We start from the raw sequence: 11,637 nt of genomic DNA on the forward strand, positions 1-11,637 counted from the left end.
TAGAAAACCCAGGGAAGTTTAATCTTGAAGACTTCCTAAGGCAAGAGGTTCCGTCAAAGCATCAGCCCCTCTACGTGACATAATCATTTCGCGTATATCTGACACTTTCATTTTGCCTTGACAGCCTTACCGATCGGGTAACGAGATTGCCAGCGGATCATGACAGATACTTTTCCGGTGGGATATTTTGTGCCGCAAGGATTTCATCCCCGGTGAACATGCAGCGTTGTAAATCGTTCGATCTTGGATGAAGAATGTATTTGTCCAAATGCCAACCTACGACAGCGCAGAATCCGTGGAGGCATGCACGGCAGCGGCGGTTTCGGGTTTGCGGCTATCTCCCTGCCGCGATGTCTTCTTCGCAATCGCAGAAGAGATTTAGGACACTCAAGATGATTGTCCCCACCTACCCATGCCTACCGGGGAGACGAGGAGAAGGGATCGATAGAGTGAAATCATTCCGCAATTCATGGTTCTATTTCTTAGAACAATCGTTCTTAATGAGACATCGTTTACAAAAACGATTCTTCTGTTTTCTGGAAGGCATCGTTTACAAAAATGCATCCTTCGTTCTCAATTGTGATTTTTTTGTTGACAAACGAAATTTTTTCGTATATAACATACAAAGGAGAGAATATGTTGAAGAGTTTATTTTCATCATCCATCAGGGCGGACGTCCTCTCGCTCCTTCTCAATAGCCCGGATGAGAAGTTCTACGTCCGCGAGATAGCGAAGCTTCTCAGGAAGAATCCTTCCGGAGTCAAGCGGGAACTCGACAACCTCGAAGAAATGGGGATTGTGTTCAGCGAAAAAGTTGCCAACCTGAAATACTTTCAAGCCGATAAGGAATCACCCCTCTTTTCGGAACTAAAAAACCTCATAGCAAAGTCACTCGGATTGCCGGGTGCGATAAAAGCCCTTCTCAGAGCGGCCGGCACGAAGGCCGCCTTTATCCACGGTCCCTATGCAGAAGGCGAAGATGTGGATACGGTCGATCTCGTCATCATCGGAGCCACGCCCACGGTGTTGAAGGGGCTGAAGGATTTAGAAAAGAAATTCGGCATCAAGATAAATTCCACTTTGATAGAAGAGGCTGAATATAAAGCGAAGAGGAAAAAGAGAGACGCCGGCTTAAAACGACTCCTCTCCGGGAAAAGAATCTCCCTGATAGGAAGGGCGTAGGCGCAGATCTCCCCGGAAGCTCGGGGAAAGAAAGGGGGTGAAATGAATGGCAACTAAGAAGGCAGCAGCAAAGAAACCCGCAGCGAAAAAAACGGCGAAGAAGACCGCAAAGAAAAAATAAGCAAAGTCATGGGTAACTTTGGGCTGGAGAACGCCATCTCCAGCCTTTTTTTTGTTTGCGGTCTTCCCCAGATATGAAACTCGATTTTCAGAAAAAATTCAAGCGAAATCTGTAACCCTTTGATTTAAAAGGTTCTTGCTGGCAAGGAAAGGGCTTGAGGTTGTTCTGATTCAGACACAATCTCCCAACATTCAGGACAGGAGAGCAGTTTCTTCATAAATTTGAGGTTCGTTGAATGGCCGGATTTGGACGCAAAGATATGGCCGTATATAGGGAACCCGATCAAAGAAAAATCGCCGATTAAGTCCAGAACCTTGTGCCGGACGAACTCATCCTTAAATCTCAATCCCGATGAGTTCATCACGCCTGTATCGCTGAGGATAACGGCATTATTAAGAGACCCGCCCTTTGCAAGACCCTTGGCCATCATGTATTCGACATCTTTTAAGAAGCCGAAGGTCCGTGCGGGTGCTATCTCTCTTATAAACGTTTCTTCGTTCAACTCGATATCAAGATTCTGTTCACCGAGCAGGTGGTGGCTGAAGTATATCCTGTATGTTATTTTTCTCCCGTCATAGGGATAGATGGCCACCTCCGAATGCCCGTCCTCCATACTGATCGGCCTTGTAATCCTCAGATAAGGCCTCTTCTTGCCCTGCTTTGCTATACCGGCCTTGAGGATAATGCCCACCAGTTCAGTGGAACTCCCGTCAAGTATCGGAATTTCAGGTCCATCCACTTCTATAATGACGTTGTCTATTCCCAATCCCGCAAGCACGGCCATGATGTGCTCCACTGTCTTGATTTTAATCGTTTCGTTACCGAGCGTTGTCGCGAAAGCCGTATCCGTCACCGCTCCAATATGGGCACGAACGACCATCATCCTGTCCGTCCGGTGAAAAATAACACCGGTGTCGCGGGGAGCCGGTTTCAAAGTTACGGAAGCGTATCTCCCGGTGTGGAGGCCGATGCCGTGAAACATAACTTCCTGCTTTAATGTTCTCTGTAAGCGCATAACCTGTGTAACAGGATAAGCAAGGTTAATGCCAGAAAAAATCTTAGAGAGAGCTCATGGAATTCGTCCCGAAGGGGAAACTATTGGCAGAGCGAGATATGGCATAAAATCTTTATATAACCGTATGTTGCACTTCAAAAGAGTCAATAGACCGGATGACGAAAGAAGGAAAGACGAGGGTGGCGCCATCAACGATGTTGTTGAAATTCATGTACGTGTTGCAGTATTGCTACATCGCAACGCCGCCACCAACCACCATCTCCTTCACCCTGATCGTCGGCATTGCATCCGAGACAGGAACCCCCTGAGCGTCCTTTCCGCACGTGCCTATTGAGAACCCGAGGTCGGATGCCACCATGTCAATCGATCTGAGGACTTCCTGACCATTGCCCGTGAGTGTCGCTCCCCTGACCGCCTCTCCTATCTTCCCGTTTTCGATCATATATCCCTCCTGGACATCAAAGACAAAATCCCCCGTTACGGTATTGACCTGGCCGCCACCCATTTTCCTGACGAAGAGACCTTTCGGAGTAGATCGCAGGATATCATCCGGAGAAGAGTCTCCCGGGGCGAGGAATGTATTCGTCATCCTCGGAATTGGACGATGCCGGTAAGATTCCCTGCGGCCGTTTCCTGTGGGCTTGACGCTGTCGCGCATGGCGGCGAGCCTGTCGTAGAGATAACCGACAAGCATCCCCCTGTCCACGAGAACAGTTCTCTGTGAAGGAATGCCCTCATCATCGAAGCGAAAAGAGCCCCGCTTATTCGGAAGGGTCGAATCATCAATTACCGTTACAAGACGTGATGCAACCTCCTGGCCCAGTTTCTGAGAATAGATGGATAAGCCCTGCTGGGCAAGGTCCGCTTCGAGGCCGTGTCCTATGGCTTCGTGAATCATGGTCCCTCCCGCCTCCGAGGATATCACAATCGGCATTCTGCCGCCGGGTGCCTTTCCGGCTTTAAGCATCATGATTGCGCGCTTCGAGGCTTTTTGCGCCATATCCTCTACGGAGACGCTATCGAATAGTTCGAACCCAATATTCCCGCCTGCCGCTTCATAGCCTGTCTGGATCTCGCCCGTCTCAGCGGCGACAACCTGGACCGCTGCCACCGTCTGGATGCGCTCATCCCCTGCGATGGTACCGTCGGAAGTCGCCACCTGAACCTTCTGTGCAAAGTCACGATAGGTGACCGTAACTTGCCTGATGTGATCGTCAAGGGAACGAGCCGCCGTATTGGCAGATTTTACGAGACGTATCTTTCTTTCCATCGGGACAAGGTCAGGTCGTATCGTAATGGAGGAATCAAAGGTAGGGTTTCGTTTTGTCATGTCGAGGACGCATGTGCCGGTCTTCCTTGAGAAGGATCCGCTCAGGTCCGTCGCGAGGCGGATGAGCGAATCCCTGGAAAGATCATTACTGAAGCCGTAGGCGGTCTTTCCCCCCGAGATGAGTCTCATCCCTGCGCCGCTGTCGATTCCCGAAATGATCTTTTCGAGCCTGCCGTCTTCGAGTTGGATCGATGTGACCTTTCTTGATTCGACGAAGACATCGGCATAGTCCCCGCCGCGTGCCAAAACCTCTTTCAAGAGAGAAGCGAGTAAATCTGTATCTAACATGGAGCCTATCTTCCGGTTCAATTCTGGACTTATGAAAGCAATCTATTATAGCATTAACGATGCAGGCTGAATCCTGCTGATTACCGAAGATTATCGGAGGGTTCATGCGACGTGTCGGTGTCATCGCCGGGAGCGGTTTCTATGAGATGGAAGGGATCAGAGAAAAAGGTTCGAAGAGGGTGACTTCTCCCTTCGGAGACCCATCAGACAGGTACAGAATCTACGAACTGTCCGGGACGGAGGTCATTTTTCTTTCACGACACGGCAGCCCGCACCGGATACCGCCTCATGAAATAAATTACCGCGCAAACATATCGGGCTTTCGGGAAATGGGGGTCGAGAGGATATACGGGATTCATGCTGTCGGAGGGATGAACAGAGGGATGAAGCCGGGTGACATCGTGATTCCCGATCAGATCGTAGATCTGACTCACAGCAGGGCGGCGACCTTCTACAGCGGGAGCGACGTTGTTCACATCGATTTCACGACTCCCTATTGTGATGACCTGCGAGCCCTTCTTTTTGCGTCCGGGAGGAGAGGAGGAATAGAGCTCAGGGAATCGGGAACGTACGTCTGTGTCAACGGCCCGAGACTTGAAACTGCGGCTGAGATAAGGGCATTTGCCGGCATGGGCGGAGACGTCGTCGGCATGACCGGCATGCCCGAGGCCTCCCTCGCGAGGGAGCTCGCAATCTGTTTTGCCGGTATAGCTGTTGTGACAAACTATGCCGCAGGTATTTCTGAAAAGAGGCTCACGACAAGAGAGGTCGTCGAGACGATGAAAGTCGCTATGGGCCGCATACGGGCGCTTGTGCGTGGCGCACTCGAGATCATGCCTGAGAATCGAGCGTGCGAATGCGCGAAAGCGCTTGATGATGCGAGGATGCAGGATGTTCGCGGTCATCCGCTTCTTTCTGACGGGGAAGACTCTTAATACGTCATTTTTGTCAATCCGATCGGATTCGGCGAATGACGCCGGTAGCCTTTCTCTTGAGCGACAATATCGAGAGGCATACTCACAATGTCCGCGAGATCGGGAGACAGCTCATCCAGTAACCCGGCCTCGACAGTTTTGACATAAGAACCGCAGCCGTCACAGGTATCAATCCTGAAACCTTCCTCTCCCTCTGCGGTGAGAATGGTGATCTTCTTCGTGTCAGTCGTGAGACAGAGTGGACATCCTGACCTCCTGAATGGACCGGCCGTTTCACAGAAGGAACAATATAATTTTCGCTCTGCCTTCAGTTCGACGGATGCAAGGGAGGGCCGTGCATTGCAAATGGGACATTTCCCTTCCTTCCAGTATCTGTCATCGATGGGATAAGCCTCTCGTAGGCGGAGGAAGAAGGGTTTGCTGAGAAGGAAGAGAATAGAGGCGACCTCATCTTCGTCGTAGGGACACGAGATAACAGGCGTTTCATGCAACGGAAGTCTCGTAAGTTCGATTCGACAGGACTGCATCGCCTCTCGTAAGGGTGATACGATATCGTTCGGAAGATCAAAAAAAGATGAGAAACATCCGAATATCTGGTCAACGGATTCTCGCGGATAGTTCACCGCTTGCAGGCCGATGGGCGATTTCCATTTGCCAGACGCACATTCTCTAAACTTGAGGGTTTTTTCATAGGCTCGGAGGGTATCTTTCATATATGGCCTCTCGCCGATAACCTCTTCGATAGTCATCATCGACCTCATGGTATTTCTGGGTACTTTATCACTATGTCTTCACCGACGAGGGCTTCGCTGAGAAACGCCTTCAGAGAACTCTTTTCTTCGGCGCTGAGTCCCAGAGGTTGAAGCGCCTCGTTCCCCGCACCTCCCCCCTGATCAAAAAATTCTATCACTTCATCGAGTGTTTTGAAGACGCCATTATGCATGTAGGGGGCGGTCTTCGATATTTCTCTCAGCGTGGGCGTCCTGAACGCCTTCCAATCGCTGCTCTTTTTTGTAATGAGATATCTCCCCGGATCCTCCCTGAGGGTCCTGTAATCCTTATAGTGGTACACCTTACCCACAAATCGAACCGTAGCAGTGACCCTGGGGTCGTTCTCGAGCGCCGGATTCTCCGGAACATTCAGAGCATAGAATCTATCATCAGAGAGATTGATCCCATAGTGGCATTCCGCACATTTGCCCTTACCCCTGAAGATCTCCAGCCCCTTTCGAGCCGCATCGGATAGCGCCCTTTCATCACCCCTCAGCGACCTATCAAGGGGTGAATTGACAGACACAAGGGTTCTCTCGAAGGCGGCAATAGCCATCGCAATCCTTTCCCTCGTGACCTCGCCTCCGAAGACCCTTTTGAAGGCCTCTGCATATTCAGGAACGACCCGAATCTGCTCTTCGAGGTAATCAAGGTTTTTGTTCATCTCGAACGCCGACATCATCGGGAAAAGGGCTTGGTCCTCGAGTGTTTCCGCTCTCCCGTCATGGAACAGATATTTCTGGAAGGCCACATTGATGAGTGTCGGAGAGTTTCTCCAGTTCTTTGTCGTGGGATAACTGAGCGAGATGTCGAGACCGTCGGTGAAGGCCAGTTCGGGGTCATGACAGGTCGCGCAGCTCATGGTGCCGTCACCGGAAAGCCTACGGTCGAAAAAGAGCTTCTTGCCCAATTCGATCTTCTCCGGAGTTTGGCGATTCTTTTCCGGAATCGGCACGGACTGAAAAGGTTCGAGGTGTCCCGCAAGACCGCTCGCCGGCAGGAGAAGAAGATACAAGAGAAGAGATGTCAGCAAGAAGAACCTATTTTCTTGCACCCTTGAGTTCCTCCTCTACGATTTTTTTCAGATACTCGTATGGCCTGTTGCCTATGACCTTTCTGCCGTTGATAAAGTAGGTCGGCGTATTATACAAATCGAGGTCGACGGCGAGCTTCGTATCTCGTTCTATCATGGTTGCATGCTTCATTTTATCGAGGGAATCAGTGAACGCCTTCATATCCAAACCGAGCTCCCGGGCGTATTTAATGAGGCTGTCCCTATCGAGCTGGGGAGATTTCTTGAGAAGCATATCATGCATCTCCCAGTATTTCCCCTGGTCCAAAGCGGCCAATGAGGCCTCCGCCGCCATACGAGAGAAGTCACGGTATTTATAGGGATAATTCTTTATGATGAGGCGTATTTTGCCCTTATAAGCTTCCATGAGCTTCTTGACGGTCGGACCGGCCGCCACGCAGTGCGGTCACTGGAAATCGAGAAATTCTACTATCGTGACAGGGGCATTTGACGGGCCGTAGGAGGGAGAATCATCTATCGGGACAGTGTACCGTTTTTCTTGCGCAAGGGCGACGGATGCTATGAAGCATAGGGTCAAAACAAGCAGCAGTTTATTCATCGCGTTTCCTCGTTCAATGTGATAATCCCCCGTAGCACATGATGAAGGAGTGCTATGGGGATTCCGTATCGCTGCGATGCAAACTCAGGTTTTATGTGCTTCGCCTTCCACCTCTGCTATCCATTTAGGATGTCGCTTTCTGGCCCACGTATAAGGCACGGTTCCATAGATCATGATTCTCAAGGTCCCGGGATTCGCAAGCGATCCGAGGTATATGTGAGCGGGTATCGCCATCATGAGAACCACAAAGCAGACGTTGTGAACCACGTGGGCGTACATCACGAGTTGCTTGTCTCCGGGCATGAGCCAAAAAACGAACCCCGATGCGGCGATGCCGATTCCGAAGATGAGCACAGCGAGATAGAAGAACTTCTGGCCCGTATTCAGCTTCCCCATCGGGGGCGTCTTCACCTTGTGGGAGAGATAACCGCCGAGCACGGCTATCCATCTCATGTCATCAGCATCGAAGGTCAGCGACTCCTTAAGGTAAAAGAAGAGGGTGAAGAAAAGGGAGACGGAGAATACGATGCCGAGATAATTGTGCAATGCCCTCATGGAGTTGAATCCGCCGAAAAATGATCCGATCCCTTCTATATGGAAGAGGAATCCGTATCCCTGAACCGCAAGGACAATACAGCTTATCGCCAGCACCCAGTGGTTCAGGATCTCGAATGCATTGGACTTTCTGATCATTCTATCCATTTTTCTTTTCCTCCTCTTCAGACTCTTTATGCGGACCGAAGGCGACATAGTGAAGGACAGATGCGGCCACAACACCTCCCAGTCCGATGTAGGTGAGGGGTTTCAAGACCTTGTGCCAGAAGACGACGCTTTCCGGTATCCCGGGCTTCATCTTATAACCATAGAGCGTCGGAGAATCCTTGAACGCGTATAAGGCACCGAGGCCTCCGAGGTCTGTCTGCCCGTAGAGTTTTTCGTACCCGATTTTCTGGGCAGAGGTGATGAGCCCGTCCCTGTCGCCGTATTTCAGTGCTCCGGTGGGACAGGTCTTTGTGCAGGCCGGCTGAAGGCCGTTCGCGATCCTGTCGTAGCACAAGTGGCATTTCGAAATCTTGTCCTTCTCGTCATAGCGCGGCACATTGAAGGGGCAGCCCACCACACAGAGTTTGCAGCCGATGCACTTTTCCTTATTTGTCGCGACCGCTCCCTCCTTTGTCCGGAAGAGAGCGCCGGGTGAAGGACAGATCTTCATGCATCCTGCATCATCGCAGTGCATGCAGCGCTGATTTACGAAAAGCCACCGCTCAGGGTCTTTCTCTGCCGGCACCTCGAGATAATGGATCTTATTGTAGAGGTGAGGGGTGAGATCGAGGGGGTTCTCAAAGCTTCCGTGATTCGTTGTCTTGTCCCCGGGAAGTTGATTCCATGACTTACACGCGACCTGACACGCCCTGCATCCTATGCAGAGTTCCGGTGAAACTAATATTGCCATTCTTGCCATGATGTCACCCCCTATGCCTTCTCGACGTTGGCCATAAAGGCCTTCGATTCAGGTATGCTCGTATTCGGATCTCCGATAAACGGCGTGAGGATATTCGCGCTGTCTCCGCCGCTTCCGTCAGTGGGGAATTGCCATCCGAAATGCCATGGCATACCGATTTGATGGATCGTCTGGTTCATGACCTTGAACGGCTTCAGCCGCTCCGTCACCACAGCGATCGCCCATATGCTCCCGCGTCCTGAAGAGACCTTGACCTTATCGCCACTCTTGATTCCCTTTTCGGCAGCCAGCTCTTTGCTCATCTCGACGAACATCTGAGGCTGCATCTCGAGAAGCCACGGCGTGTGTCTCGTCATGACACCGGTCTGCCAGTGCTCGGTGACCCTATACGTCGTAGCGACATAGGGATAGCGGACATCACAACTGAAGTGGGAGATAGCCTGAAAAAAGGGATGCACCGTAGGATTTATTCTCTGCTTGGACATAGGATTTTCCTGAATTGGACATTCCAGGGGCTCATAGTGTTCGGGGAACGGTCCGTCAGAGAGACCAGGCCCGAAGATAGAGGCCATGCCGTCGGGCTTCATGATGAAGGGCAACTTGCCGCCTTTTTCGTCAGACAACGGAGGCGCAGGGCCGTCTGGCACATCGCCCTCCCAGACTCCCGGTTTTCCGGTCTGGGGATTTTCCTTGGTCGGATTCCACTTGATGACCGCACGCTTCGGATCCCAGGGATTCCCGTTTTGGTCGACCGATGCCCTGTTATAGATGATCCTTCTGTTGACCGGCCACGCCCACGCCCAGTTCGGGTAAAGCCCCATGCCGGTGGGATCTTCCTTGCCTCTGCGAGCCATCATGTTGATGACCTTCCCGTCTTTCTGCGTGTAACTGCCTGAGAATATCCAGTTGCCGCAAGAGGTAGTCCCGTCTGCCTGAAGAGTCGTGAAATTGTTCGCGAGCTCGCCCTTCTTCCCGATGAGTTTCGGCGGTTCGACCTTCTTGTCGTAAACATCATCGAGATAGTATCCGTTGATCTCTTGAGCGACCCGATGGATGTCGAAATGTTCTATCTTACCGTCCTTATTCTTCTCTCCGTAGTCCCAGGCGATGTTCAGAATCGGAGCAGGGAACTTTCCTCCTTCTTTCTGATAGAGTTTCTTCACCCTGTAGTAAAGCTCATTCATGATCTCGGAATCGGGCATGGACTGCCCGACAGGCTCAACGGCCTTGTACCGCCATTGGGCGAGACGGCCTGAATTGGTGATGGAACCCTCCTTCTCGACGGAAGAACAGGCGGGGAGGAGAAATACTTCTGTCTGGACGTTTTCAGGTTTCATGTCAGGACCCTTCCAGAAAGAAGCGGTCTCGTTGTCATAGAGGTTTACGTTAACCATCCACTTCAGCTTCCCGAGAATCTGTCTCACCTTGGCCGCAGCGGCGGACGAGCAGGCAGGATTCTGGCCCCAGGCGAAGAACCCCTCAAACTTTCCTAATCCCATGTCGAAGAAGAGCCTGAGCCATGCCGCATTCATTCCCTCGTCGAGTTTCGGGAGCCATGCGTATCCGTAATCGTTATCGGCTTTTGCCTTATCCCCATAAATCGCCTTGAGGTAGCTCGTTATGTACTTGTTGCGGTTGGACCACCAGTTAACACTCTTCGGTTCCTTAGTCTTGGGAGTGTACTTTTCGATATAGGCCTTGAGGTCGACAAGGGATGCAGTCGGTGTAGGATTGTAACCCGGAAGTGAATTGAAGAGGAGACCCTGGTCGGTCGACCCCTGAACGTTTGACTCGCCCCTCAGCGCGTTGATTCCTCCCCCGGCCATTCCCATGTTCCCCAGTAAGAGCTGGACGATGGTGAAGTCTCTGATGTTCTGGACGCCGACGGTATGTTGGGTCCACCCCATGGCGTAGCATTCTGTCCCGACCCTGTCCGGCTTTCCCGTCGACCCAAAGAGCTTGTAGACTTCGATCAGTTTGTCTTTCGGTGTTCCCGTTATATTCGAGACGGCCTCCGGGGTGTACCGCGAGACATGTTTCTTGAGCAACTGAAAGACGCAACGGGGGTCCTTTAATGTCGGGTCTGTCTTCGGCAGGCCTTTTTCATCCATCTGAAAAGACCATGTCTTCTTGTCGTATGTTCCTGTCTTTTTATCGTATCCGGAGAAGACGCCGTCCAGTTCTCCTGGCATCTTGAAGTCCGGATTTACGAGGAAGGAGGCGTTCGTGTAATTGACCACATACTCTTTGAAATAGAGGTTGTTCTCGATGATATATTTGATCATCCCGTTGATGAAGGCGATGTCCGTCCCCGAACGAATAGGAGCGTACAGATCGGCCTTCGCCGCTGTCTGCGTGAAGCGGGGATCGACCACGATAAGCTTGGCCCCTCTCTCCTTTGCCTTCATGATCCATTTCATGGACACGGGGTGATTCGATGCAGGATTTCCTCCCATGACGAGAATGACATCGGCATTCCGTAAATCGATCCAGTGGTTTGTCATTGCGCCGCGACCGAACGACTCTGCCAGAGCCGCTACCGTGGGCGAGTGTCATATTCGGGCCTGGTGCTCTATGTAAACGAGGCCCCAGGAACGGAGCATCTTCTGGAGAAGATAACACTCTTCGTTGTCCAGTGCCGCACTCCCGACGTGGGCGATGCCGTCAGTTCTGTTAACGACAAATTCCTTTTCCACGGTAGTCTCGACCTCGACCGGTAAGCCCGCAGTGTCCAGGGCGAGCTGGCCCTTCTTCTCCTTTACTTTCGATATCGCTTTCTCCTTGAAGGTCCTGTCTCTCGTGTCCTTGACCTTCCGAGCTATCTGATCGAGAGCCCAGTCCCACTCGACTTCTTTCCATTCCGACGCTCCGGGGGCGCGATACCGAGGCTTCGTAAGTCTCA

The 11,637-nt window shown here is 51.6% G+C and carries 11 protein-coding genes; 2 read left to right on the forward strand and 9 right to left on the reverse strand.

Annotation, left to right across the window (positions count from 1 at the left end; translation table 11 throughout):
• Nucleotides 1-636: 636 nt before the first annotated feature.
• Nucleotides 637-1,182: a winged helix-turn-helix domain-containing protein gene (locus VEI96_07350; GenBank protein HXX57802.1), complete on the forward strand. Its 546-nt coding sequence runs from the start codon at nucleotides 637-639 to the stop codon at nucleotides 1,180-1,182.
• Nucleotides 1,183-1,427: 245 nt separating this feature from the next.
• On the opposite strand, the gene lpxC is transcribed toward VEI96_07350, so the two are convergent.
• A complete protein-coding gene (lpxC, locus tag VEI96_07355; protein ID HXX57803.1) occupies nucleotides 1,428-2,318 on the reverse strand; it encodes a UDP-3-O-acyl-N-acetylglucosamine deacetylase in 891 nt (296 codons plus the stop codon).
• A 229-nt stretch (nucleotides 2,319-2,547) separates the two neighbouring features.
• Complete coding sequence (locus VEI96_07360; GenBank protein HXX57804.1) at nucleotides 2,548-3,936, reverse strand: TldD/PmbA family protein; 1,389 nt, start codon at nucleotides 3,934-3,936, stop codon at nucleotides 2,548-2,550.
• Between the two features lie 104 nt (nucleotides 3,937-4,040).
• Here VEI96_07360 and mtnP point away from each other — a divergent pair, with 104 nt between their 5' ends.
• A complete protein-coding gene (gene mtnP / locus VEI96_07365) occupies nucleotides 4,041-4,871 on the forward strand; it encodes an S-methyl-5'-thioadenosine phosphorylase (protein HXX57805.1) in 831 nt (276 codons plus the stop codon).
• On the opposite strand, the gene VEI96_07370 is transcribed toward mtnP, so the two are convergent.
• The 7 genes from VEI96_07370 to fdnG all read right to left on the reverse strand — a co-directional run.
• Entirely contained in the window at nucleotides 4,868-5,623 is a 756-nt protein-coding gene (locus VEI96_07370) for a formate dehydrogenase accessory protein FdhE (protein ID HXX57806.1), read from the reverse strand. The two genes, mtnP and VEI96_07370, sit on opposite strands and share 4 nt — an antisense overlap.
• Before the next feature lie 5 nt (nucleotides 5,624-5,628).
• Nucleotides 5,629-6,696, reverse strand: coding sequence for a cytochrome c peroxidase (locus VEI96_07375; GenBank protein HXX57807.1), 1,068 nt, complete (start codon nucleotides 6,694-6,696; stop codon nucleotides 5,629-5,631).
• On the reverse strand, nucleotides 6,683-7,111 hold the full coding sequence (locus tag VEI96_07380; GenBank protein ID HXX57808.1) for a thioredoxin domain-containing protein: 429 nt from the start codon (nucleotides 7,109-7,111) through the stop codon (nucleotides 6,683-6,685). Before VEI96_07380 ends, VEI96_07375 begins: the two co-directional genes overlap by 14 nt.
• A gap of 9 nt (nucleotides 7,112-7,120) precedes the next feature.
• Nucleotides 7,121-7,273, reverse strand: a complete 153-nt coding sequence (locus VEI96_07385) for a hypothetical protein (GenBank protein HXX57809.1) — start codon at nucleotides 7,271-7,273, stop codon at nucleotides 7,121-7,123.
• Between the two features lie 84 nt (nucleotides 7,274-7,357).
• Nucleotides 7,358-7,975: a formate dehydrogenase subunit gamma gene (locus VEI96_07390; protein ID HXX57810.1), complete on the reverse strand. Its 618-nt coding sequence runs from the start codon at nucleotides 7,973-7,975 to the stop codon at nucleotides 7,358-7,360.
• A complete protein-coding gene (locus tag VEI96_07395) occupies nucleotides 7,968-8,735 on the reverse strand; it encodes a 4Fe-4S dicluster domain-containing protein (protein HXX57811.1) in 768 nt (255 codons plus the stop codon). Before VEI96_07395 ends, VEI96_07390 begins: the two co-directional genes overlap by 8 nt.
• Nucleotides 8,736-8,746: 11 nt before the next feature.
• A partial coding sequence (gene fdnG, locus VEI96_07400) for a formate dehydrogenase-N subunit alpha (protein HXX57812.1) occupies nucleotides 8,747-11,637 on the reverse strand: 2,891 nt, incomplete at its 5' end.

It is taken from the genome of Thermodesulfovibrionales bacterium (assembly GCA_035622735.1).
Lineage (GTDB): Bacteria > Nitrospirota > Thermodesulfovibrionia > Thermodesulfovibrionales > UBA9159 > DASPUT01.

Bases quoted from the DNA above. Each gene is read 5' to 3' on its own strand.
- VEI96_07350 (HXX57802.1), top strand. From the start codon at position 637: ATGTTGAAGAGTTTATTTTCATCATCCATCAGGGCGGACGTCCTCTCG.
- lpxC (HXX57803.1), bottom strand. From the start codon at position 2,318: ATGCGCTTACAGAGAACATTAAAGCAGGAAGTTATGTTTCACGGCATC.
- VEI96_07360 (HXX57804.1), bottom strand. From the start codon at position 3,936: ATGTTAGATACAGATTTACTCGCTTCTCTCTTGAAAGAGGTTTTGGCA.
- mtnP (HXX57805.1), top strand. From the start codon at position 4,041: ATGCGACGTGTCGGTGTCATCGCCGGGAGCGGTTTCTATGAGATGGAA.
- VEI96_07370 (HXX57806.1), bottom strand. From the start codon at position 5,623: ATGATGACTATCGAAGAGGTTATCGGCGAGAGGCCATATATGAAAGAT.
- VEI96_07385 (HXX57809.1), bottom strand. From the start codon at position 7,273: ATGAATAAACTGCTGCTTGTTTTGACCCTATGCTTCATAGCATCCGTC.
- VEI96_07390 (HXX57810.1), bottom strand. From the start codon at position 7,975: ATGGATAGAATGATCAGAAAGTCCAATGCATTCGAGATCCTGAACCAC.
- VEI96_07395 (HXX57811.1), bottom strand. From the start codon at position 8,735: ATGGCAAGAATGGCAATATTAGTTTCACCGGAACTCTGCATAGGATGC.